This window comes from Ruminococcus hominis (assembly GCF_014287355.1).
Lineage (GTDB): Bacteria > Bacillota > Clostridia > Lachnospirales > Lachnospiraceae > Schaedlerella > Schaedlerella hominis.
The window spans coordinates 1,809,211-1,835,950 of sequence record NZ_JACOPE010000001.1 but is presented as its reverse complement, the minus strand read 5'-3'; the positions used below and the strand labels follow the sequence as shown (position 1 = coordinate 1,835,950).

Here is a 26,740-nt window from a genome sequence, read left to right as displayed (position 1 = left end):
AAGGAAGAGAAGACAAGAAAGATAGGATAGTAAGAGAACGATGAATTGGAAGGAATTTGAACAGAGATTCCCGATACAATTGAATACTCAGCAAAAAGAAGCGGTACAGAGCGTGGATGGTCCTGTACTGCTTCTTGCTGTACCGGGGTCCGGGAAGACTACCGTGCTGGTGACCCGATTGGGATATATGGTGTATTGTAAGGGGATTGATCCGAGTAAAATATTAACAGTTACTTATACGGTTGCGGCAACAAAGGATATGGCGAAGCGTTTTGCAGGTTATTTTGGAAATGATATGGCAGAGCGCTTAGAGTTTCGGACGATTAATGGGATATGTGCGAAAATCATTCAATATTATGGAAAAATGGTTGGCAGGACAGCGTTTGAACTGGTCAGGGATGAAAAGATGACGGCAGGGCTGTTATCTAAAATTTATCAGCAGGTTCAACATGAATTTGCGACAGAGAGTGATTTGAAAAATGTCCGTACACTTATTACATATATTAAAAACATGATGTTGAGTGAAGAAGAAATTCTTAAGCTGGATGAAAAAGAGGAAATGAAAATTTCGGTTATTTATAAGGAATACTGCAGGCAGCTTCGGGAACATCATCTGATGGATTATGATGACCAGATGGTATACGCATATACAATGCTTCGTAAATTCCCTCAATTACTGGAACATTTTCAAAATTTATATCCTTATATTTGTGTGGATGAAGCACAAGATACATCGAAAATCCAGCATGCGATTGTTGCGTTGCTTGCTTCTAAAACGGAAAATTTGTTTATGGTCGGAGATGAGGATCAAAGTATTTATGGATTTCGTGCGGCATATCCGGAAGCATTGTTGTCATTTGAAAAGAATCACGCGAATGCAAGGGTGCTGTTGATGGAAGATAACTTCCGCTCGAATGCCAGTATTGTTGAGGCAGCAGACCAATTTATCCAGAAAAATACATTGCGTCATGAAAAGCATATGCGGGCAACAAAGGAAAGAATGGACGAAATTAAAGAGATTTCTCTAAAAAGCAGGAAAGCCCAGTACAGTTATCTTATGAAAGTTGCGGATGACTGTACAACGCAAACAGCAGTGCTGTATCGGGATAATGAATGTATTTTGCCGTTGGTTGATCTGTTAGAGCGAAATAACATTCCATATCAGATGAGAAATGCAGAACTGACATTTTTTTCGCATAGAATAGTTTTAGATGTTGTGAACATTATTAAATTAGCGCTGAATCCGAAAGATACGGAAGCATTTTTGCAGGTATATTATAAGATCGGTACATATCTTCGTAAGCAGGAGGCTATGAGGATAGCGGAAATTAGTGAGGAAAAGGATTTGCCGGTGCTTGATGTGGCGGCAGATTATCAAGGCTTGAGCGGACATGTTATAGGATGCGTCAAATCAGTGCGGACGCATTTGCAAAATATGCTGCAGGAAAGTGGAGATAAAGCGGTCAATCGAATTTCACAATATATGGGATATCGTGAATATTTGAATCGAATCGGGGTAAGCGACAGCAAACTGGAAATTTTACGGATGCTGGGAGCCGGGGAAGAATCGCCCGAGCGGCTTGTAAAGCGTCTGGAAGAATTAAAATCTATCATTTTGGAAAAACAATCGGATGCACAGTGTCCATTTATTCTTTCTACGATACATGCAAGCAAAGGGTTAGAATATGAGCATGTGTATCTGATCGATGTGGTGGATGGAATTTTGCCGGAGCAGGCTTTGCAAAATCCGAAGCGGGCTTCTAAGGAAGAATTGCAGACTTACGAGGAAGAACGCCGCTTATTTTATGTCGGTGTTACAAGGGCAAAACAACAACTGACATTGTTTACAACAAACAGGGAAAGTTCATTTTGCAGGGAAATATTAGGGAAAACATTTATTCAAAAGAATAGCACGAAAGTAGTTTCCACTAATAAAATATTTTCTCAGGCAAATCCATATGCACAGAATACAAAATCAAGGATGAAGCCAACGACGGCTGAAGAATATAAGAAGTTTAAAGAACAGCTTGGAGCAGGTGTACTCGTGAAACATAAAAAATTTGGTGATGGGGTTGTCGTCTCAATGGATGAAGAGCGCGTACAGATTTTGTTTGGGGAAAAGCTGAGAAATCTGGATATGCGTATGTTAATACAAGGCGGATTTCTAGAAGTGAGTTAGTGAAAATATGCCTTCTTAAATAACTTCTTTTACGATTTAACATACATTTAACATAAATTTGATTTATCTTGCATACGTATTACATACAATTAACTCGCATGAAACAAGAAAATAATATTTGAAATAATGTGAGGAATTGGTATGAATGAGAAGTTACAGATTGTATTTGGGCTTGTAGGTGGTCTTGCAATATTTATCTACGGCATGAATATGATGAGTGAATGTCTGCAAAAAGCGGCAGGCGAGAAGATGAAAAGTATTTTGGCACTGTTGACAAGAAATCCAGTTTTAGGAGTGTTGGCAGGAGCAATCACAACTGCAGTTTTGCAGAGCAGTAGTGCGACAACGGTTATGGCGATTGGCTTTGTAAGTGCAGGATTGATGAGCCTGCCACAGGCAATTTCCATTATTTTCGGTGCGAATATTGGAACGACAATGACGGCACAGATTATTGCATTTAAAATTACAGATTATATTTACATTATCATATTTATCGGTTTTATCATTTCTTTTGTGGCGAAGTCAGAGAAGATAAAAAGTATCGGACAGACGATATTTGCCTTCGGTCTGTTGTTCCTTGGAATTGAAACGATGGGAGATGTTATGAAGCCACTGGCATCTAGCCCGGTATTTACAGATTTGATCGCGAAAGTATCAAATATGCCGGTACTTGGAGTTGCGGTCGGTACATTGATGACTCTGGTAGTACAGAGCAGTAGTGCAACAATCGCAGTATTACAGAACTTTGCAGCTCAGGCCGGACCGGATGGTGTGACAAGTATATTAGGATTGACAGGAGCAATTCCGATTCTTCTTGGAGATAATATCGGAACAACGATCACGGCACTTTTAGCCAGCATCGGACAGAATAAGGATGCGAAACGTACAGCTGTAGCACACTGTATTTTTAATATATCAGGATGTCTGCTGTTTATCTGGTTTATTAAACCATTTGCAGCACTAATTCAGTATATTTCACCGAAAGGACCGGAAATCGAAGTGATTTCCCGACAGATTGCAAATTCACATACAGTATTTAATATTACAATGACTTTGATCTGGGTATGTCTGATTAATGTAATGGTAAAAATTGTTATGACTTTAATCCCAGATGGAAAGACAGTTGCAGTAGATCCGGCAAAGCCATTGTATTTGGATGAAAAGATGACAAATCAGCCAACAGCAGCACTTCAGCTTGTGGCAAAAGAGATTTTACATATCAGCGATATAGTGAAGGATGCGGTAAGTAATACGATTGAAATAGTTAAAACAGAAGATATCAGTCAATTGGAAGGCTTGCTTGAGAAGGGGAAAAATATCAAAGCATTGACGGAAAAAACAACCGAATATCTGGCACTTTTATTCTCTTCCGGAACAATGACAGAGCAGCAGGCAGCTCAGACGGCGAGCTTAATGTATATTTTAAGTGATGTGGAACGTATGGGAAGCTTAAGTGTGGAAATTGCAAAATGTATCCAGGAGAAGGAACAAAATAATTATAAATATACGCCGGAAGCAATGGATGAATTACAGAAGAGTCTAAGAACACTGGAAAAAATGTTTATTGATTCAATGAAGGCATTGCAGGGAGATAAATCGGTTCAGATAGATAAAATGCTTAAGCGAAAAGATAAGATCATGGATTTGGATATTAAGATGAGAAAGGCGCATCTGCAACGTGTAAATAAAGGAAAATGTAAAGCAAGTCTGACAGCACCATTCACAAATATTCTTCATCTGATCGACCGTATGGGAAACAGCTGCTTAAATCTTGCGGATGTAGCAGCAAATGAAATCAGCCTGAGTTATTTTATGACAGTGAATTAGAAGACAACATTTTTAAAATGTTGCCTGAAATCTAAATTCACCATTTTGGGCAAAGAAACCATAGATACCTGAATATTTATTTACGACAGAAATCATGCTTTGTACACCGAAGCCATGTCCGCTTTTGTGTGAAATAGGAATATCGTTTTCAAAAGCAGGTTCTTCTTCGTAGCTGTTTGCAAGGTTGATACATAATTGTTCATTTTTTTCATAGAGTTTCAGATTGATATAACGACCTTCCGGATATGTGATCTGTGTACACGCATGGATCGCATTTTCCAGAGCATTTGAAAGCAAGCTGCAAAGGTCTGTAATCTGAAATCTTGAAAAATCAGTTGCAGTTACAGAAATTGTAGTTTGAATCTGAAGTGCCTGTGCTTTTTCAATATAGGAAGAGAGAATCAGATTGACAGATTCATTTTCACAGTATTTTTGGATTGCACCAGACTGCAATGTTGTACAGATTTCGTTAATGTAAGAGAGGGCTTCTTCAGTTTTTTGTTCTTGAATACAGTTTTGAATAAAGTTCATATGGTGTCTTAAATCATGACGATAGATTGCGGCCTGCTTTTTGGAATCAGAAAGCTGCGCAATCTCTTTTTTTGCCTGTATAGAAACGGTAGTGAAAAGTAAATTGTCACGCTCGGTACGGCTTCGCTGGCTTGCGTATTCAATCGTGAGCATCGAGAGAATAAAATAGAGCAGTACAAGAAAGCTGTCAAGAAAATCAATGATAACTGCACCGCCGGTATAAAGTAAATCTGTATAAACTGTAAAAATATATTCCAAAATATAGTAAGAAAGAGGCAATAGGAAAAGTAACATTTGTGTTGTTTTATTTTCATATTTTAGTTTAATAATGTAAGGTGCGATTATTTTTATAACAAAAAATAAAAGTGGAATTGTAATCAGGCTGGAAGCAATATCGGATATAACAGGATTGTAATCAAAAAAGGATGCGATCAGTGTTCCAAACCATTTCCTCGGTGTACATAGTAAATAAGCAGACAGTACTGCAATCATAGACATATAGAGGTTGCGGTGCAACCCAAATCGAATTAACAGAAAAAGCGGCAGGTGGATCAATAAAGGATAACAATGGTACAGATTTGTTTCACCCATTATGAAATAGAAGAGAATCTGTACAATCCCGAAACCGCATATTGTCAGTGTGTAAAAACTTTTATGGTCTTCAAATGGAAAGTCTGCAAGATAAAGTGAAACAACAATTCCGAAAAAAAGAACCAGTCCATAATTGATAAAATCGCAGAGCGTTGCAAAATTCATGGTGAAACCTCCTCCATTTGAAATGCAAGATAATGTTTTTTAATATCTGCCACCCTTCTCTGTGCTAAAGGGATGATCTTATTGTTTTGTAAGTGCATATCTGTAGTAGTGATCGAACGGATGTAATTCATGTTTACAAGGAAGGAACGATGCGGAAGAATAAATTCTGAGTTTTGCATCAGTATATCACATACCGATGAAAAACGTTCCGCAGTTGTAATCTGCTCTCCATTCTTTAGATAATAAATTACTTTTCGATTCAGTGCTTCTACATAAATCAATCCGGACAAATAAATTTTATGTACACCAAACGAACTTTTTACAATAATTGATTTGCCGGATTCTTCCATTCTCTTTTCCGAAATATCATCTAAAGCCTGAAAAAAAGCAGCTTTTTGTATTGGTTTCACAAGATAATTGGAAGCTTTGACTGTGTAGCTTTCGACAGCAAATTCCGGTGATGATGTAAGGAAAATAATATCGGAAGCTTTGTCAAATCCACGGATTTCTTTTGCCAGCTCGATGCCATTTAATACAGGCATGATAACATCAAGAAGATAGAGGTCAAACTGTTCATAGCGGGCGATGGAAGCAAGCTCAATGCTGCTGAAAGTTTTGATAGCGGGCTTGTTTTTTCTTCCTTTAAAATATCCTTCCAATAGTTCTAAAATTTGAAGTTGTTCTGTTTTATCGTCGTCGCATATAGCGATTTTCATAAGTCGCTTCCTCCTGTAGTTTCATGTGAATTTATTATAACTTGAAATGAAATAAAATGCCATAGAGATAAGGTATCGTTCATGTCGAAAAAAGTGTAATTCATGTAGGTGTTTCCTCAAAAAGAATGAAATTTTGTACTATAGAATATAGGAAAATCAGGTATTTTGTAAACAAAGATTCATTCATGTTTTTACAAATATAGCGCAGGAAAAAAAGAACACAGGGGGAACGCATATGTGGAAAAAATTTTGGAATGATAAGAAAGGGATCATAATACTTATCGTTGTATTGACGGTAGTATCGTTGTCTGCGGCAGCATTTTTCGCAAATAAAAACGGGAAGCAGATGAAGGCTGATTCAGATATTACGGTAGACCAGAAGACAGCGGAAGAAAAGAAGGAGACGGCAGAGAAACAGCAAGAAGAGAAACAGCCGGCACAAAGTAGCAGCAAACAGCTGGATAATAAGAGCATTCAATCCTCGACAGATAAAGAAAAAGCAAAGGGAACTTCTGCGGATAATAAAAAGGTCGCTTCTTCAAATGTGAATACCAAAAAAAAGAGCAAGCAGCCGGAGAATCCGAATAAATCTTTTATAGACAAAGTTGTCGATAAGATTACAGGAAACGACGATAAGAAGCCGGAAGATACAAAAATAAAACAGTATAAGGTTACATTTTATACAGAAGGCGGAAGTAAATTAAAAGCACGTAAAGTTAACAAAGGAACAAAGATTAGTTCACTGCCGACACCTTATCGCGATAATTATATTTTTGTCAGCTGGTATTATGATAAGAACAGGGAAAAGCTTGCTTCAAAAGAAGATGAGATTAACAGCAATGTAAGTCTTTATGCAGAATACGCGGCACAGACACCACTTGAAAATGTAGAACAGGTGACATTTGCCAGTGCAACAGGAGTTAAGACAGATTTTAAGATTATAGTAAAAGCGAAGAATAAAAAATTGAATCTGGATGCTGTGAAAGCCGGGATTACAGCTTCGAATCTAACAGATCCAAAGCAGACAGATATTATAGAGGTGACAGGCGAAAGTGGAACGTTTACAATCTCAGGTAAGAATCCGGTTTCAGAAGATGGAAAAATGGACGCTGTGGATGGATTTGCCGAAGGCTGTACATATCGGGTTGCCTTGACAGATACCAGACTTTGTTTTGAAGATCAGCCGAAGACAGTAAGAGAATATAATTTTACAACAGATAAGAAACAAGTATTGAACACATCTTTAAATGACGGGATTGTATATATCCCGATAGAGGATATCAGCAATATCACGTCAGGAGATAAGAGTGTTGAAACATTGAGTATTGCACTTTATCAGGCAGACAAAGATGGAACACTTGGACCTGCCAATATGACGCAGGGAGAATTTGATTATACAAAAGGGGAACTCCATTTAGGCGATATCGTTTCTATTTATGCGGGATTAAGACCGGACAAACGTACATTGGATACGCCGAAGGAAGAGAACGGTGAGCTTGCATATGTAGAGATTACTGCAAGAAATGGAAACAGATATAGTTATAAAAATGCACAGCCGGAAGATGTTATTTTTGAGCCGGATATGTTGCCGATCCCAATAGGGGCAGATATGGATGAAGCAGCAGATACGATCACAGTGGATAATCAACTGCTTGATTATTCTGCCGATGTGTATGCAAATATCGAATTGGATAGTCAGACAACAGTGGATGTCGGAGATTTCATTATGTTCTATAGCGGAACATTTGGAGTCGAAAGCGGAAGCGATGCGGCAAAGCTTGAGAGATATGGAAAAATTACAGGAGTAAAGACAGGAGCAGGTGATACGACAACCATCGGATTCAAAGAGGTTGGCTGGGATGAAGTACAGCAGGCGATGGATATTTACGCAGAAGATACGATGACCGGTACAGATATGCTGGAAGGCGTAGATACAGCAGCCCTTGAAGCACAGATTGAGCAGCAGGCCCTTGAAAGTGGATTCGCAGAAGAAGCGGCACAATATCTTGGCTCAATGGCACTTGCAACAGAGAATTTTACGAAACTTAGTGATAATCTCAATCTGGAAGATTATAAAGTAACTCTGGAAGATGGAACACCTGTTTCGCCGGAAGAGTTACAGCTGATGGCATCTAATATTTCTGCAAAGTGTGAGATGGAACAAGGATATCCGAAAGCAACCATTAGCACACACCCGACCAAGCTTAATCAGGCGAACGGAACCGCTGCAAAGGATAAAGGTCTTAGCGTTCAGCTGGAAGTGCAGGCAAAGATTACGATTGGCAAGCAGGGCTCTGATAATCAGCTTGTGATCAACATTAGCGGAACATTTGCAGAAGAGGTAGGGATTGACCTCGGAGTAAGAAGTAAAGCAGTCTGGAAGGTATGGGGAATCTTCCCGTATATTGCCGAATATCGCGTGACAGCCAATGTTGATGTATTGAATTATACCAGCGTGGAAGTCAATGCTATGATGATGACCCAGTCAAATGATGAAAGTGGAAATGAACATTTTGATGAAGGAGCAGAGATTGCAGGACAGATTAAAGAGTTGATCGACAGCAATAAGGAAAACGGAGAAGATGACGAATCGGAAGAAGGAAAAAGCAATCTGATCAAACGTTACAGTGAAATGATGAAAGGAGATTCGGATTGGGTACGCGTCATTGAACAGAATATTGTAGATAATGAACAGCAGGTTCCACCGCCGTTCCCGATTATTGCAATTAATACAGAAATCGATTTTGTTGTAAAAATGAATGCATGCATTTCTGTTGGATTCGATTTTGAATATATGACAGGAAAACGATATACATATACGATCGATGTATTTGCAGGAGCGGTTTATAACGATACCGTTACATTGTTAGAAGAGACATATCAGTTTGATTTCTATACAATGGGACGACTGGAAATAAAAGCAGGATTAGAATTTGAATTTAAAATAGGATTATTTTCAACAGATCTGGCATCGGTCGGATTTAGGTCGGAAGCCGGTGCGTATAGTAAGCTATGGGGATATTTCTATTATGAGTTGAGGTATAGCACAAGTAATGGACGCGACCAGCAATATAATGGAGCAATGCTTATTGATGTGGGAGCATATCTGGAGGTCGGATTAAAAGCCCAGGCACTAAAGGATACCTTCTCTACAGAATTGAAGCTGTATGATAATGAATGGTCACTGTGGACGGTCGGCCGACAAGATAATGTGCTGGATTTTGCGACAAAACAAGAAGAGATGCCGGATATCAAGTTGAAGCAGCATGTGAGGGATGCGATGCTTCCGGATGCAGTATTCTCTATGGATTATCTGGATTTGAAGGACGGCCAGGAGAAGCAGGCAATTTACAATGATGATTATGATTCCAATAAGGCAGAAAGCCTGACGAATCGTAAAAATTTTGATATCCGCATGACAAATGATAAATTCACATATGATCCGAAGACAAACACGGTCAGTGTAAATCCGGAAAAAGACGACAAAAAACTGGAAGGCGAGATGATTATTACGTGGATTCGTTACCCACTGGCATTTTCATCAAGACCAATACAGAGAACAATTTCTCTGTATTGGGACAATCTGCGTGACGGATATGTCATTGTTCCGTATACAAACGGTGGAACATATATCAATATCATCAATGCAAAATTTGAAGCAAAAGTAGAAAAACCGGCAGATCCGGTAAAACCGGGATATGATTTTGCAGGCTGGTATAGTGATGAGGCATTGACAGAAGCTTATGAATTTCCGGAGAGCATGCCTGCGGCAGATACAAATATCTATGCAAAATGGGTTGCCAAAGCAGATACACCATATCGTGTAGAATATTATACAGAGCAGTTGCGTTCAGGAGAATACGAGCTGGCAGAAGCAGAGGAACTGACCGGTACAACGGAAAGTTTCGTGACACCAGAGATAAAAGAATATGTTGGTTATCGGATGCCGGCAGAACAGGAAATCAAGATCATTGCAGATGGAAGTTCTGTATTACGTTATTATTACGCATTAGAAAATCATACAGTTACATTTGATCCGGGCGAAGTCGGAGGAGAAAAGATTACTTACGATTTGAAATATGGCGGAACGATCATTGCACCAATGATGGCAGCAAAAGGATATACATTTACCGGATGGGACAGCGAAGTTGTTTCAAACATGGGAACAGAGAATCTTGTCTATACCGCACAGTGGACGAAGAATCCGGATACTGCTTACAGAGTAGAGTATTATGTACAGGATGTCGACGGAAAATATAAACTGAAACATCTGTATGAAGGCATGGGCTTCACAGGAGAAGAGATTTCGGCAGACACATTGAGAAATCTTCCAATCGACGGTGAGACGACTGCTGAGCAAAAATATGTGGAAGAAAATGGAGTTGTATTTGAAAATCTTACAGTAAATGGACTGGCAAAAGAAACTGCGGTTGTAGAGGGAAGTGGAAAATCTATAATCAAGATCAACTACAAACGTGAGAAGTACAAAATAAGCTTCTCTTATGGTTATGACACCGGAGACGGAGAACAGTCATCAAGTCAGGAATCTTATTATGGAGATCATATCCACAGTCCGGAAAAAATGCAGCGGACGGGATATACATTTATCGGTTGGAGCATAGACGGGGTAAATGTAGTTGAACCGGAAAATAAGATGGGAACCGGAGATGTTGCATACACAGCTTTATGGAAAGCGAATACATATACAGTGAAGTTTGATAAGAATCATGATGCGGCTACAGGCGAGATGGAGCAGATGCAGTTTGCATACGATGAAGGACAGAATTTACATGAAAATGCATTTGTACTGGATGGATATGATTTTCTAGGATGGACCACACGAAAAGGAACAGGCGTGGAATATGAAAATACTGCAAGTGTCTTGAATTTGACGGCAGAAAATGAAGCAGCCGTTACACTGTATGCAGTATGGAATATGAAGAATTACAACATCATTTACAACAAAGCAGAAGGACTGATAAATACTAATCCGTCAAATTACAATGTTGAGACAGAAACCATTACGTTGATGGATCCTGTACGAAAAGGATATACATTCAAGGGATGGTATGAGAATGAAGCATGTGAAGGAGAAGTGGTCAGGGAAATTAAAAAAGGCTCTGTAGGAGATAAGATATTCTATGCAAAATGGGAGGCGAATACAGACACTCCTTATAAAGTAGAGCATTACAAAGAAGCACTCGATTGGAACATGGTTCTTGCAGATACAGATGAGCTGAAAGGTACATCTGACAGTCTGGTAACATTAGAAACAAAGAATTATGAAGGATTTATAATACCGGAAGTGCAGACTGTGTCAATTGCAGCAGATGGAAGTACGTGTGTCCGTTATGAGTACAAACGTAAGGATGTAACAGTTACATTGAATGTGGATGGCGGTATACTTCCAGAGGGTGTCGACTCTGTCATTTATGGCAAATATGAATCAGAATTACAGCTTCCGATTCCGCTAAGAGAAGGATATGGATTTGAAGGCTGGTATGTAGGAGAAGAAAAATTCACAAGTCATACAATGCCGGCAGAAGATACGGTATTACAGGCAAGATGGGTGGCAGGACAGTATGGATATACAGTGAATTATTATCAGCAAAATGTGGATGGTTCTGAAAATTATACATTAAAAGAATCCGTTCACCAAACAGCGGCAATGGATAGTGTTATCGAGCCGGAATTAAAACAATATACAGGATTTACAGCACCGGAAAAAGCAAAGCAGATCATAGTAACAACAGATGAGCGGGCAAATGTGGCAGACTATTATTATACGAGAAATAAATACTCCTTAAGCTGGGATCTTGATGGCGGTATGGCAGTGTCCGGCTATACAGAAGGACAAGTCTATTATGACGCACCAATCATAGCACCGGCAGCTGTAAAGGATGGAAATTCTTGTGTATGGAACATGAAGATAGAGCAGAATATGCCGGCGAAGGATCTTGCTTATAAAGCAGTATGGACTCCTCAAAGCTATCAGCTTACAATGGAGCCAAACGGCGGATATGTAACAGGTGATGGTGAGCTTCTGACAAAAACGGTTACATACGGAACAGCTTATGATACGCTACCGAAGCTTGAAAAGGAAGGATATACTTTCGCAGGATGGTATTCAGAGCCGGAAGGCGGCACAGAGATTACAGGTGAGACACTGGTAACAGCGACAGGCGACCACACCATTTATGCACGTTTTATACCGATCAATTACAAGATTGATTATTACGGCGCAGATGGAGCAACAAATACGAATCCGGCACAATATAATATTGAAACAGGCTTGCTTACACTATCAGCGGCAGAAAAAGAAGGATACAGATTTGAAGGATGGCACGAAAAGGCGGATTTAAGTGATGATGCTGTTGTGGCAATTCCTGCAAAGAGTACAGGTGATATCATTCTCTATGCAAAATGGAGTGAGAATCGCTATAAGGTTGTATTCCATTCCAACAATGAGGAAGACAGAAGTAAGGTTCAAAATTTCTCATATACAGAAGTGAAAATGCTGGATACAAATCGATATGTGCGAGAAGGCTATACATTTGCCGGATGGTCATTGATACCAAACCAAGAAGTTGTATATGCGGATTGTCAGACAGTAAGTAAATTGTCGGCAGTTAATCAGGGTGAAGTACATTTGTATGCAGTATGGACGCCGAAGGCATATCAGATTCTATATGAAAATATGGATGGAGCAGAAAATGCACCGGATAACCCGACTGAATTTACCGTTGTATCGAATACATTTAATTTACACGAACCGGTAGGAAAACCAGGCTATACATTTGATGGATGGTATAGTGATTCATCTCTTACAAAGAAGGTTAGTGGAACAATCATACTGGATGCACTACATGACTGGCGATTCTATGCAAAATGGAATCCAAACCCATACACCGTTACATTTGACAGTTGTCTGGGTGATACAGTGCCGGTAGAAACACAGCTGATGATGTACGATGAAGCGGACAATCTGGATCTGGTTTCTGAAATGAGAAACTTTAAGAAACCGGGATATACATTTACCGGATGGGCACTGGAAAAAGATGGAGCAGTTGTTTATAAAGACGGTCAAAACGTTAAGAATCTTGCAGGTGAAGGCAATGTAACATTATATGCTGTATGGGAGCTGAATGTATTTAAAATCACATATGATCTTGGAGCAGGAGGAATCAGTCAGACAAATCCAGAAAGCTATAGTATTGAAGATAATGACATACAGCTGGAAGCACCGGCTGCAAAAGACGGTTATCAGTTCCTTGGATGGTACGACGCAGATACATTGGTATCTGAGATTGTAAAAGGAACACAAAAAGATTATAGGCTGACAGCAAAATGGGGATATGGAGGTACATTTAATCTGGTATACGTAGGAAAAGAGGGTACTCGTTTAACCTACAAAGTGACTAGAACATTACCGGAAGGTACTGTGCCAACAACAAATCCACAGCACATTTATTATCGTACAGTAAATGGAACTGCATATGGTTCTACCGTTGATTCAGAGAGTGATAAATGTCATTTCAAACATGTTGGAGGAGAAGATGTATATTTGACATTTGGACAGAACGATATGGAAAAAACATTCACGATTGAAGAATGGGGAATGAACACAACAGCGGATAGTGCAGCAGGATTCCAGTTAAATAATACAGCTCGTTATTATAATATAGAGCTTTATAAAATTGTAGATACAATAGGAACCTGCGGAGGCGTATTAGGAGAGCAGACTTCTTCTCAGCGCGTGATTGATGCAGAAAAAGCATACTGCTTGGAAGATTTGATAAAGGAATGCTATAATCAATGGCATAGTTATACAATCCGTACAGGAGATCCGAAGATAAACAATTATCATTATAATGAAAGAACTCCATATACATTTAATAGTTTGATGGAAGTTTTGAGAAGCAAGAATGTTAATGAAGCAAAGCAGAAATACATTGCAGGAACAGCAACGAATGCCGGTTTCCGTATGACTTCGGATTTGAAGGAAGTAAATGATGGATATCTATGGTTTAGATTTTATGGCGGCGGAGCATATTTTGCAGAGTATAAGCTCGATCTGCAGGGAAAGGGATGGAAAATCGATGTTCCATTCCCATATAACGGATCAAAGACAAATGGAGCAGAATATGAGAGTAAAAGTCATAATGGACAAGTTGTATTTGGCTCACCGTGCTATGCAAGGATCGGAATCAATGACAGAGTACAGCTTGAACTTGCAGAAAGTGGAAAAGGAAAAAATGCCTGGCAGTTCGGTACAACAGATTTACATTATATGATTCTTGATAACCGGGCACCACAGCAGGTTGGAGTTAGTTGCCTTGCCTTTGGACAGTACAAAGCAGGTGAACAGATTTCAATTACAGTTCATTATGATGAAGTGATCAAGTCAGCATCGAATATAGGGCTTTTGGGAGTAGCAAATATTCCTTTGACAAATGTGCAATATGCGGGAGGAGAAGGAACAAATGCACTTACATTTACAGCGACACTGGCACAGGATTTTGAAGTGACTCCGAATGTGAACAACGACATTAAGAATCTGAAGCCGGTAACGGGTACAGTTAAGGATGTATTTGGCAATTAATAGGTCATAAAAATAGCAAAATTTCAAAGTGAAAAATACCGATAGGGCACCATTTATGTGGTGTCCTATGGTATTATAAAGGAGTAAATAAACGTAAAAGAGTGTTATAGATGAATGCGAAAAATTATAAAAAATATAGAATCATAGTAATATTGATGGTTGTGATAATGGCATTATTATTTCAGGGATGCGGGAAGCAAAAAACAAAAGTATCGGTTCGTGTTGCAGTGATTGATACAGGTATTTCCACGAATGCCATTTCAAAAGAACATATAGCCAAGGGAAAAAATTATGTAGATACTAAATTATCCACAGAAGATACCTACGGGCATGGGACAGCGGTGGCATCTATTATCTTAAAAGAAGCAAAGAATACACAGATTGTTCCATTGGTAAGTAATGTATTTGAAAATGGAAAAATAAAACAGGTTGATAATGATACATTGGCACAAATGATACGGGATGCGGTGGACATCTACCACTGCAGGGTTATCAATTTGAGTGCGGGACTTGTTTTAGATAAAGAATCTGTAAGGCGGGCGGTAGAATACGCAGAAAAGAAGAATGTTCTTATTATTGCATCTGCAGGAAATGATTATGCAGAAAACGGGGCTGTAAGATATTACCCGGCAGCTTATGAGAGTGTTCTGGCAGTAGGAGCTTTGAATAAAGACGGAACTGAAATTGCAGCATTTTCTCAAAGAGGGGAATGGGTAGATGTTTACACAGTTGGCGAGCAGGTGGAAATTAAGACCTTGAGCGGGAATACCAGTGTGGGGGATGGAACATCTTATTCAGCGGCAAAGATGACCGGACAGGCAGCTTTAAAGATAGAAAATGATGCGGAAATCACAGTGGATGAATTGAAAAAGATGCTAAGTAATTGACAATAAAACGCAGATATAATTTAACGAAGAAAATATTTTATGGGAGGGAAAACCAAGCTGTTTTCAAATAGAGAAAACAATGTTATAATGCAGTGATGATAAAAAAATATCAAATTGTTTTTGGAAAGCAATTTGTAACAAAAGCGGAGGAAAGAAAAAATGAACGAAAAATTTCCACATTTATTTGAGCCAATCAAAATTGGAAAAACAACTGTAAAGAACAGAATTTTTATGCCACCAATCTCTACTAACATGGCAGACAAAGGATATGTGACAGATGCATTAGTTGAGCATTACTCAGCCAGAGCAAAGGGTGGGGTCGGACTTATTGTTACAGAAGTTACGACAGTAGAACCTGTATATACTTACTTGCCGGGAGATATGTCTATTTATGATGATTCTTATATTCCTGGCTGGAAGAAACTGGTAGATGCTGTGCATCAGTATGATACAAAAATTCTGGCACAGTTATTCCACCCGGCTTATATGGCATTTCCAATTCCGGGAACACCACAGCTGATTGCACCATCTAATGTAGGACCATATTATGCAAAATCTGCACCGAGAGCAGTCACAGTAGAAGAGCTGCATGTATTGGTTCAGCAGTTCGGAGAAGCTGCACGTCGTTTCCAGATTGCAGGTGGAGACGGAGTTGAGATTCAGTGTGCACATGCACATGGTCTGCTTGGAGGATTCCTTACTCCACTTTATAATAAGAGAACAGATGAGTACGGCGGAGATATTAATGGTCGTCTTAGACTGACACTGGAAGTAATTGCCAAGATTCGTGAACTTTGCGGCGATGATTTTATCATTGATGTCCGTATTTCGGGTGATGAGTATAGTGAAGGCGGATTGACACTCAATGACATGATTTATGTCTCAAAACAGCTTGAAAAGACAGGTGTTGATTTCATCCATGTTTCCGGAGGAAACACGATCAAAAGAGGAAGTTCTATGCCGGCACCTGGTACATCACCTGCACCTCATGCGCATGCAAGTGAAGAAATCAGAAAACATGTGAATATTCCGGTATCTACAGTTGCAAGAATTAATGAGCCTTGGGTAGCTGAAGAATTGATTGCAAATGGAAAAACAGATATTTGTATGATTGGCCGTCCAAACTTATGTGACAGTGAATTTGCAAATAAAGCGGCTGCAGGAAAGACGGATGATATTCGTCCATGTATTGGATGTGGCCGATGTCTGACGGGAATTATGTTTGGTAATCCGATTAGCTGTACAGTGAATCCATCGGTTGAATCTGAAGAAATCGAAGAAGCTAAAGATAAGAAAAAAATTCTTGTGATCGGTGGAGGACCGGCAGGAATGGAAGCAGCGTATGTTGCGAAGAAACGTGGACATGAAGTTGTTCTCTGTGAAAAGAGTGGAGAGCTGGGAGGACTTCTCAGACTTGCAGCCGTTCCAATTGCAAAGCAGGAACTTTGTAAAGTAATCAAATTCATGACACGTCGTCTGAAGAATGAAGGAATTGAAGTTCGTATGAATTGTGAAGTAACTCCAGAAATGCTTGCCGGAGAATTTAAGGATTATGAGGTTGTCTGTTCAACAGGAGCAGTTCCTAAGGAAATCCCTCCTTTTAAGGTCTTTAAGCAGACGATGACAGCAGATGATGTACTTGCCGGAAGAAAATATCCAGGAAGAAAAATCGTTGTTCTTGGCGGCGGATCTGTAGGATGTGAAACAGCAGATTACCTTGCACCATTGATTGATGATATGTTCCCTGCAAACCGTGACATTACAATTATCGAGATGACCCCATCGCTGATGCCGGGAGAAGGCGGGGCAGCGAAGAGTCAGCTGACAATGAGACTCAAGAGAAAAGGTGTAAAGATTGAATTAAACAGTCAGGTAACAAAGGTTGATGAGACTACAATCACTTATGAGAAGGACGGAAAGGAATACCATATTACAGATGCTGATACGCTGATCTTTGCAGTCGGATATGCACCGAACAAGGTAGAGAATACCGAAGAAAGAGTTCATTTTATCGGAGACTGTGATAAAGTCGGAACTTTGAAAGATGCAATTGCTGCAGGACATAAACTGGCAGAAGAACTGTAATCGAAAAAAGAATGTGTCAGCAAATGCTGACAAGAATCCTAAGTGTGTTAATTTGAAAGAGATTAAGAAATAAAGAATGGAGAGAATATAGATGGGAAAGAAATTATTAGAACCAATTAAAGTTGGAAATCTTACTTTAAAAAACAGAATCATGTTTCCACCGCTTACAACAGGATATGAAGAAAGAGACGGATCTATTGGGGAGAGAAGCTTAAACTTTTATGAAAGACTTGCGAAAGGTGGAGCAGCGTATGTTGTTATCGGAGATGTAGCTCCTGTAAGAACAGCTTCACCGACACCGAAGCTTTATGATGACAGTCAGATTCCGGTATATAAAAATCTGGCAGACACATTACATAAGTATGATTGTAAGCTTGCACTTCAGCTATTCCATCCGGAGTATGATGTACCGGGAGTAGGACGCATGATCATGGAAGCAGGTATCGCAAGACAGGCTGCGGCAAAAGCACAGGCTGAGGGAAATGCAGAAGAAGCAAAGAAACAGATGGAAGAATGCGACAGACTTACAAAAGGCGCTTATGCAAAACTTCATCATGATATGCAGCATTTTGTAACAGAGGCAACTGTTGAACAGTTAGAAGATATTAAAAACAGCATCGCTGCATGTGCAGAAAAGGCACAGAAAGCCGGAATCGATGCGATTGAAGTACATGGAGACCGTCTCCTTGGTTCTCTTTGCTCTAAGATTCTGAACCATAGAGAAGATCAGTATGGAGGAAGCCTTGAGAATCGTACAAGATACGCACTTGAAGTAGTAGCAGCAATCAAAGAAGCAGCACCGGATCTTATGATTGAGTACAAGTTGCCAATTATTACAGTAAATCCTGACGGAACACTTCGTGGAAAAGGAGGACTTGAGGCAGAAGAAGGAATCCAGTTTGCTAAGATGCTTGATGAAGCAGGAATTGATATGATCCAGGTTGCTCAGGCAAACCATACAGGAAACATGGGAGATACAATCCCGCCGATGGGAGATGTTCCATATAACTGGACACTTCCGGTTGCCAGAGAAGTGAAAAAACTGGTATCTGTTCCGGTTGCAACAGTTGGCCGTGTTGTCAGCTTAGAAGCAGGAGAAAAAATCCTTGAAGACGGAGATGCTGATATCGTAGCTTATGGACGGTCTATGCTAGCTGATGCGGATATTGCGAATAAAGCAGAATCCGGAGAATGTATTAGAGAATGTCTTAATTGTAATAAAGGCTGTGTGGATGCGATTCAGGGACGCCGTTATATTTCATGTGTATTAAATGCAGAAAATGGAAACGAAGGTACAGTATTTATTAAACCGGCACAGGATAAGAAAAAAGTTGCAGTTGTAGGCGGCGGGATTGCAGGGCTTGAAGCCGCAAGAGTTGCAGCAAAACGCGGACATGACGTTGTTGTTTATGAAAAATCAGAAAAAATTGGCGGACAGATTCATTTGGCAGCAGTTCCACCAAGAAAAAATGAGATTTTAAGAGCAATAGAATATTATGAAAAAATTCTCCCAGAACTTTCTGTAAAAGTAGAATTGAATACAGAGCCGGCCTATGAAGAATTGAATCAGTATGACAATGTAATTCTGGCGATAGGTGCACATAATATGGAACTTCCAATGTCTGTAGAAAATAGTAATGTGGTATCTTCGTGGGATGTTTTAAATGGAGAGGCTGTAAGTGGAAATTGTGTCGTTCTCGGTGGGGGACTTGTAGGAACAGAGACCGCAGAATTCTTAGCACAAAAAGGATTGAAAGTCAGTATTATTGAAATGCTGTCTCAGATTGCAACTGGAGAATCTGAGACAGTAATGCCGCTGATTATGAAAGATTTTGAAGAGCATGATGTGAAACAATATGTAAATACAAAAGTAAAATCTATTGAAAATAATGTGATTTTTGCAACGAATACAAAAGACGGAGCAGATATAACAATCGAAGCTGATACAATCATCAATGCTCTTGGCTCAAAGAAAAATCTCTTTGATGACAGTAAGCTGACAGTTCCATTTGAATATGTTGGAGACTGTAGTGGTGAAAGAACAGCAGATATTTCGGTAGCTATCCGCAGTGGATATCAAGCAGGAAATGAAATATAACAGAGGTTTTAAATTTAATTTCGGAAAAGTTTATATTGCTGATTAATAAAATGAAATAAAAAGATGATGTTGTTTAAGCTTTCTTTATAAGCTTGGCAACATCATCTTTTTTAAATTAAGAAATAACGAATATTTTATATGTTTTTATACAAGCAGTTTTCGAATCATATCTGCTGTAAATGTAACAGAAGTAACGTGATTCACTTCAATTTGATAGAGTGTGTGCGCTGCAATATGTTCAGCTGCCTGTTCAAGATCACGTATTCCGGAAGTGTTTGTATAGATTTTCATAATTTCATCCAAAGCATCAGAAGGAATAATACATTCATTCTCCTTTAATCCAATTCTCTTTAAAATCTTTGGAAGTGCAAATTTTGAGAAGATGACTTTCTTCTCTTCGATAGTGTAATCCGGTAATTCAATTACTGCAAAACGTGACATCAAAGGAGCACTGATCTGATCTTTATCATTGGCCGTTGCAATCGGATAAACACCGGAAGTAGGAATCATACATTCAAGATAGTTATCAGTAAATCCAAGGTTGTCGAGTAATGTTAAGAGTACATCGGCAGGATTTCCATTTCCCTTTCCGGAAGAAGCCTTATCTAATTCGTTAATGATGAAAACGAGATTAGATTCTCCTGCCATAGAGAAAGCATCCATGATAATGCCCGGTTTTGCATTGGAATAAATACGTGAGCTTCCTGTCAACTGTTCCGGGTCATTTATGGAACTCATATCCAGACTTGACCAAGGCAGTTTCAGAATACGTGCTACGGCATAGGCAATCTGTGATTTACCGGTTCCGGCAGGACCAATCAGTAAAAGTCCATACGCAGGGAGTGTATGTGTTCGGTTAATTTGAATGATTGTTTCAATAATACGTTGTTTTACACGTTCCATGCCGTATAATTCTTCATCAAGGATGCGTCGTGCTTCAACAGGATCAATTGCCTCAAAATAATTATTTTTCCATTGGATATTCATCATAATGGAAAGTGCACGTTGTGCATGGCGGCGCTCTTCAGGAGAAACTTCGTGTGAACGGGCAACAGCAAGGTTACGTCTTGCCCAGAGCCGGATATTATCTGGCAGTGTACGACCTGCACAAGTCATGAAGTCAGTGATGCTCTGAAGACTTGTAAGCTTCATTTCATCGCCGTCCTCCATTGCTTCTTCATCTTCAGCTTCCTCTGTAGGGGCACTGCTTGCTAAAAGACGGTCAATCATAAACTGTAAAAAACCATCTTCAGCTGAAAGCTTTGTGCCTCCTCCAAATGCAATTTCACGTATACGATATATCGCATAGCCATCTGGTCGGTTTTCTCCTGATAAGCGAACGTTGATATGGTTCTGTCCAAGCCATTTTAAAAGACTTACAAAGCGGCTGTCGATTTGAAGAATATCTGCTGTATAAGTACCTTCTTCTGTATCAAATTCAAAGGAAGTACGCTTTACAGGGTTAGTGAAAACACCACAGGAATAATGCTCCCATTTTCTACTTGTGTTATCAAGTAACATAATCGGTTTTTCCGGGGAAGGGTCAGATTCACTGGATTGAAATGTTGTATAGGTACAAATGGATTTGTTTTTAGCGTCTGTTGTGTCATTAAAATCAAATACTGGCATGATTCATTCTCCTTGTGTAATGCTAATTGAGTCTGTTTATAAGTTTGAAATTCAATTAAATTGAAAATCTTAATATTCTGATTATAGCAATTTCATGTCCATATGACCAGATGGGAATTAAAATATCTTGTAAAAATATCTTTGTAAAATATGTTATCATTTATATAAAGAAGTGATACAATGAAAAATGTTACTGTTTTATATCAGATGTGAGATGACTCCCACCTCTGTAGGTGGCGAGTAATAAATCAGTATCAGTGGTGGGAGTCAATCCCCCATCTGATATAGCCTCCGGCAGGATTGCAGAGATGCGCAGAAGAAGTATGTCATGCATTGCATGACGCGCATCTCGCAGCAAGAATGCAGAGGCATTCTTGAATATAAAAACAGTGGCAGAGGGAGGGATAAGAATGGTAATGGATCTGACAAAGGAACATCCTGATAAAACATTATGGAAGTTTCTGTTGCCAATGATGATAAGTGTGATGTTTCAACAGTTTTATAATATTGCAGACAGTGTGATCGTCGGAAGATTTGCAGGGGAGGATGCATTGGCAGCTGTCGGGGCATCTTATCCGATTACAATCATTTTTATGGCTTTTGCTGTAGGAATGAATCTCGGAACATCGGTAGTTGTTTCACGTTTGTTTGGGGCAGGAGATAAAAAGGGTGTCAAACGTGCAGTGACCACTGCATTGACGGCGTGCTTGCTGCTTAGCATGATACTTTGTATATTTGGGGTGTTTTGTTGTAGATGGATGATGAGTGCGATACATACGCCGGAAAACATTATGGCAGAAGGAATTTTATATTTACGGATCTATGTGTTCGGCTTTTTCTTTCTGATGTTTTATAATGTTTGCACAGGTGTATTTACAGCATGGGGAGATTCAAAGACACCGTTATATTTTTTGATTGGCTCATCAATCGGAAATATCATATTAGATTACATATTTGTTGCAAAGCTTTACTGGGGAGTTGCCGGAGTTGCCTGGGCAACATTTATAGCACAGGGAGGTGCAGCGATTTTTGCTCTTGTTACAATGTCTGTGCGACTTAGGCATATATCAAATGAAAAACAGCCATTTGTGGATAAACACTTATTGTGGCAGATTATAGAAATTGCAGTTCCGAGTATTATTCAGCAAAGTGTATTAAGTGTAGGAAATTTATTTGTTCAAGATATTGTGAATCGATTTGGCTCATCGGTGATTGCCGGATATTCGGGAGCAATCAAGCTAAATACATTTGCAATCAATACATTTATGTGTCTGGGTTCTTGTTTATCTAGTTATACAGCACAAAACATTGGAGCAGGAAAGCAGGAACGGATTCCATTGGGGTTTAAAACAGGAGTTAAACTGTCAGAGATTACAGTGATTCCATTTTTTATATTGTATTTTATATTTAGTCGTCAGATGATGGGATTATTTTTAGATGATGGAAGCATGGAAGCAATCCAGGCAGGAATCGCTTTTTTAAGAATTGTTTCTCCACTATATTTTATTATAGCGGTAAAATTGATGACGGACGGAATTATCAGAGGTGCAGGCGCCATGATGTATTTCATTATCGCAACAGTACCGGATCTGATTCTGCGAATTTGTTTCGCACTTGTTTTATCATCTCGTTTCGGTAGTACAGGAATTTGGATGGCATGGCCGTTTGGTTGGATTGTTGCAACAGTATTGACGATTGTTTTTTATCAAAAAGTAAAAAATGGAAAAGTGAAAGAATAATACTTTTGAACTTTAAATTGACATGTTATAATTTACAAAGACAAATTGGATTTGTTAATAAAAGAAGGAGAATTCATATGATTTTAGCAATTGATATAGGCAATACAAATATTGTTCTCGGATGTGTAGACAATCAAAAGACATATTTTATTGAAAGACTTGCCACAAACAAGACGAAAATGGAATTGGAATATGCAATTGATATTAAGATGGTACTTGATATTCATGAGATTGATGTGGAGACATTAGATGGGGCAATTATCTGCTCCGTAGTTCCACAGATTACTTATGTGGTTAAAGAAGCTGCAGAGAAGATTCTGAAAAGAGAAACGTTAGTTATCGGTCCGGGAGTAAAAACTGGATTAAATATTTTGATTGATAATCCATCCCAGCTTGGAAGCGATCTTGTGGCAGGAGCAGTAGCTGCAATTGCACAGTATCCAACTCCACTTGCAGTATGTGATCTTGGAACGGCTACAACAGTTTGTGTCATTGATGCGAAGAAAAATTATCTGGGAGGTATGATTTATCCCGGAATCAATGTTTCATTGAATGCATTAACTTCCAATGCATCTCAGCTTCAGGGAATTGGTCTGGAAGCTCCGAAGAAAATAATCGGTAAAAATACGATAGATTGTATGAAGAGCGGAGTTATTTATTCAAATGCAGCAGCATTAGATGGTATTATTGATCGTTTGGAAGAAGAGCTCGGACAATCAATAACGGTCATTGCAACCGGTGGTCTGGCGAATAAAGTAGTCCCATATTGCAAGAGAAAGATGATAATAGACGAGGAGCTGTTATTAAAAGGGCTGCAGATTATTTACGAAAAAAATAGAAAATAAACAACAAAAGAGAAGATATAAGAGGCAGAGTACATAGAGTGTGTTCTGCTTCTTTTTTTTCTGAAAATAATTTACCGGCAAGAATATAGTATTTAAAACCATATAAAAAAGAAATAAAAACAAGATTAGCTTGACATTTTAAAAGAAAATACTTATATTATAAAATAGTTTTAATATCAAAATAAATATAAATGGGGTAATCAAATGAATAAAATAAGAGAAAAATTTCCAAGTTTAAAAATCGGAGGGAAAGAAGCAAGAATTCCGATTATCCAGGGGGGAATGGGGGTTGGTGTCAGCCGTTCTTCACTGGCAGGAGCAGTGGCGAAAGAAGGCGGTGTCGGAATTATTTCCACAGCACAGATTGGTTATGATGAAGAAGGATTTGAAAAGGATCAGGCAAAAGCAAATCTAAAGGCAATACGTAAGCATATTGAACGTGCAAAAGAAATTGCTAAAGACGAGAATGGAGAATGTCATGGACTGATCGGTGTCAATGTAATGGTTGCATTGAAGCATTATCAGGAACATGTTAAAGCTGCAGTGGAAGCAGGTAGTGATGTAATAATTTGCGGGGCGGGGTTACCGCTGGAGCTTCCGGAATTAGTGAAAGGAAGTGAAACTAAAATTGCACCTATTGTATCAAGTGCAAGAGCATGCAGGCTTATTTTCCGTCAGTGGGACAGAAAATACAAGCGAACAGCAGATTTTATTGTAGTGGAAGGTCCTGCAGCAGGAGGACATCTTGGTTTTCACATGGATGAGTTGGAAGAATATGGTTATTTGCAGAAAAAAGATAAAGAAAGTATGGAGCAGGCCAATGAAAAAGGACAGGCTGCAATGGACGAAGAGATACAGAAAATTATTAAATTAAAAAAAGAGTATGAAGAAAAATACCAATGTAATATACCTGTGATTATGGCAGGTGGTGTTTTTGAGTACAAAGATGTGAAGCATGCATTCGAATTAGGAGCAGATGGAGTACAGGTTGCAAGCAGATTTGTTGCAACCTATGAATGTGATGCTTCTGAGGCGTATAAGCAGGCATATTTGCATGCAAAAGAAGAAGACGTACAAATAATTAAAAGTCCGGTTGGATTGCCGGGGCGTGCAGTACGCAACGCATTTGTGGAAAAGACAGAAAAAGAAAAATGTAAAATTCAAAAATGCTATCAATGTCTGGCAAAATGTAATCCTGCAGAAGTTCCATACTGTATAACAAAGGCATTGGTAGATGCAGTGAAAGGTGATGTAGAGCATGGATTGATATTTTGCGGCTCCAATGTAGGAAAAATCCAGGAAATGATGCATGTTGAGGATGTAATCAAAGAGTTGACAGGAGAAATAGAAAGATAGGGCAGCGTATGATGTGCTGCGTAAAAAATAATAAAAAATGCACAAAGTGGAAGTGGGAAACATATACTAAGCAGAGAGTGTATGAAAGTAGATATTACTGTTTGTAAAAATCATAAGAACAGTATCAAAGAGGGTAATCGTTTATGCTGGTGAAAATGATGCAGGAAGGTGTGCAGCGAAATAAAGACCAGGCAGTGGACAGGGGCAGGCTGCAAATTAATGTAACATCAGAAATTACAGCTTATCCTATTGAAAATGCGACAATTTCAATCTCTTATACGGGTGTGCCAAATAGTACACTAGAACAATTGCAGACGAACCAGGTAGGGCAGACAGAGGTTGTGGAGCTGGATGCGCCGCCATTGGAATATAGTCTGGACCAGACAATAGAGGAGCAGCCATATTCAGAATATACATTGCAGGTGAATGCTCCGGGATTTGAACCAATCAGCATAGCAGGAGCTGAGATTTTAGCAGATGTTACAGCACTGCAGGATGTACGACTGCATCCGCTCATAGAAGATGCAGAGCCGGAAGTGTATGTTATTCCGGCACATACATTATACGGAGAATACCCACCTAAAATTCCGGAAGATGAAATAAAGCCAATTGATGAAAGCGGGGAAATTGTACTTAGCAGAGTAGTAATCCCTGAATATGTTATTGTACACGATGGTTCGCCACGGGACAGCACAGCCACAAATTACTATGTGAAATACAAAGATTATATTAAAAATGTTGCATCGAGTGAAATATATGCGACATGGACAGAGAATGCAATTAGGGCAAATGTGCTGGCAATTATGTCTTTTACGTTAAATCGCGTTTATACAGAATACTATCGTAATCGGGGATACGATTTTACAATCACATCATCTACAGCATTTGACCATAAATGGATTCCTAATCGAAATTATTTCGATACGATATCAACTATTGTAGATGAACTTTTTGCAGATTATTTGTCCAGACCGAATGTAAGACAGCCGATATTAACACAGTATTGTGACGGCAGAAGGGTGCAGTGTCCGAACTGGTTAACACAATGGGGCAGTCAAAGTCTTGGAGAACAGGGGTATTCGGCAATAGAAATCCTGCGATATTATTATGGCGATGATATTTATATTAATACAGCGCAGGAGGTGTCAGGGGTTCCTTCATCATGGCCGGGATATGATCTGGAAAATGGGGCGAGCGGGGAGAAAGTACGGCAGATACAAGAACAATTAAATGTGGTGGCAGAAGCCTATCCGTTAATTCCTAAAATTGCAGTGGATGGGATATATGGACCGGCGACAGCAGAAGCTGTTCGTGTTTTTCAATCTGTATTTGGATTACCTCAAACCGGAGTGGTAGATTATCGTACCTGGTATAAAATATCAGAAATTTATGTAGGAGTATCAAGAATCGCAGAGCTTAGATAAAATGACAGCTATAAGAATGACTAATTATAGAAATTTAGAAATTCTTATAGCTGAAAATATCTAAAA

The 26,740-nt window shown here is 39.1% G+C and carries 13 protein-coding genes; 10 read left to right on the top strand and 3 right to left on the bottom strand.

The features are described 5' to 3' along the window. Nucleotides 1-40: 40 nt before the first annotated feature. Both H8S40_RS08105 and H8S40_RS08100 read left to right on the top strand, forming a co-directional pair. The gene (locus H8S40_RS08105; RefSeq protein ID WP_186865005.1) at nucleotides 41-2,179 is read left to right on the top strand and encodes an ATP-dependent helicase; all 2,139 of its coding nucleotides are present in this window, start codon (nucleotides 41-43) and stop codon (nucleotides 2,177-2,179) included. 141 nt (nucleotides 2,180-2,320) lie between these two features. Then, on the top strand, nucleotides 2,321-4,006 hold the full coding sequence (locus H8S40_RS08100) for a Na/Pi cotransporter family protein (RefSeq protein WP_186865004.1): 1,686 nt from the start codon (nucleotides 2,321-2,323) through the stop codon (nucleotides 4,004-4,006). A 12-nt stretch (nucleotides 4,007-4,018) separates the two neighbouring features. Here H8S40_RS08100 and H8S40_RS08095 read toward each other — a convergent pair whose 3' ends face one another. Then, complete coding sequence (locus H8S40_RS08095; protein WP_186865003.1) at nucleotides 4,019-5,293, bottom strand: sensor histidine kinase; 1,275 nt, start codon at nucleotides 5,291-5,293, stop codon at nucleotides 4,019-4,021. Then, nucleotides 5,290-6,009, bottom strand: coding sequence for a LytR/AlgR family response regulator transcription factor (locus H8S40_RS08090; RefSeq protein WP_186865002.1), 720 nt, complete (start codon nucleotides 6,007-6,009; stop codon nucleotides 5,290-5,292). The genes H8S40_RS08095 and H8S40_RS08090 overlap by 4 nt, the downstream gene beginning before the upstream one ends. 235 nt (nucleotides 6,010-6,244) lie before the next feature. On the opposite strand from H8S40_RS08090, the gene H8S40_RS08085 reads away from it, so the two are divergent. The 4 genes from H8S40_RS08085 to bilR all read left to right on the top strand — a co-directional run bounded on the left by H8S40_RS08085 (nucleotide 6,245) and on the right by bilR (nucleotide 19,681). Continuing rightward, nucleotides 6,245-14,611 carry an InlB B-repeat-containing protein gene (locus H8S40_RS08085; protein WP_186865001.1) on the top strand — a complete coding sequence of 2,789 codons (8,367 nt, stop codon included), beginning with the start codon at nucleotides 6,245-6,247 and terminating at the stop codon, nucleotides 14,609-14,611. A 110-nt stretch (nucleotides 14,612-14,721) separates the two neighbouring features. Next, complete coding sequence (locus tag H8S40_RS08080) at nucleotides 14,722-15,498, top strand: S8 family peptidase (RefSeq protein ID WP_186865000.1); 777 nt, start codon at nucleotides 14,722-14,724, stop codon at nucleotides 15,496-15,498. Between the two features lie 159 nt (nucleotides 15,499-15,657). Further along, nucleotides 15,658-17,583 (top strand): oxidoreductase, encoded by a 1,926-nt coding sequence (locus H8S40_RS08075; RefSeq protein WP_186864999.1) that lies wholly within the window; start codon nucleotides 15,658-15,660, stop codon nucleotides 17,581-17,583. Nucleotides 17,584-17,674: 91 nt separating this feature from the next. After that, nucleotides 17,675-19,681: a bilirubin reductase, long form gene (gene bilR / locus H8S40_RS08070; RefSeq protein WP_186864998.1), complete on the top strand. Its 2,007-nt coding sequence runs from the start codon at nucleotides 17,675-17,677 to the stop codon at nucleotides 19,679-19,681. Between the two features lie 144 nt (nucleotides 19,682-19,825). On the opposite strand, the gene H8S40_RS08065 is transcribed toward bilR, so the two are convergent. Continuing rightward, the gene (locus H8S40_RS08065; protein WP_022076170.1) at nucleotides 19,826-21,310 is read right to left on the bottom strand and encodes an AAA family ATPase; all 1,485 of its coding nucleotides are present in this window, start codon (nucleotides 21,308-21,310) and stop codon (nucleotides 19,826-19,828) included. 410 nt (nucleotides 21,311-21,720) lie between these two features. Here H8S40_RS08065 and H8S40_RS08060 point away from each other — a divergent pair, with 410 nt between their 5' ends. The 4 genes from H8S40_RS08060 to H8S40_RS08045 all read left to right on the top strand — a co-directional run bounded on the left by H8S40_RS08060 (nucleotide 21,721) and on the right by H8S40_RS08045 (nucleotide 26,674). Beyond that, a complete protein-coding gene (locus H8S40_RS08060) occupies nucleotides 21,721-23,049 on the top strand; it encodes an MATE family efflux transporter (RefSeq protein WP_186864997.1) in 1,329 nt (442 codons plus the stop codon). Nucleotides 23,050-23,126: 77 nt separating this feature from the next. Further along, on the top strand, nucleotides 23,127-23,894 hold the full coding sequence (locus tag H8S40_RS08055) for a type III pantothenate kinase (RefSeq protein ID WP_118723518.1): 768 nt from the start codon (nucleotides 23,127-23,129) through the stop codon (nucleotides 23,892-23,894). Nucleotides 23,895-24,098: 204 nt separating this feature from the next. Beyond that, the gene (locus H8S40_RS08050) at nucleotides 24,099-25,250 is read left to right on the top strand and encodes an NAD(P)H-dependent flavin oxidoreductase (protein ID WP_186864996.1); all 1,152 of its coding nucleotides are present in this window, start codon (nucleotides 24,099-24,101) and stop codon (nucleotides 25,248-25,250) included. A gap of 143 nt (nucleotides 25,251-25,393) precedes the next feature. Then, complete coding sequence (locus H8S40_RS08045) at nucleotides 25,394-26,674, top strand: peptidoglycan-binding domain-containing protein (RefSeq protein ID WP_243238207.1); 1,281 nt, start codon at nucleotides 25,394-25,396, stop codon at nucleotides 26,672-26,674. Nucleotides 26,675-26,740 lie beyond the last annotated feature (66 nt).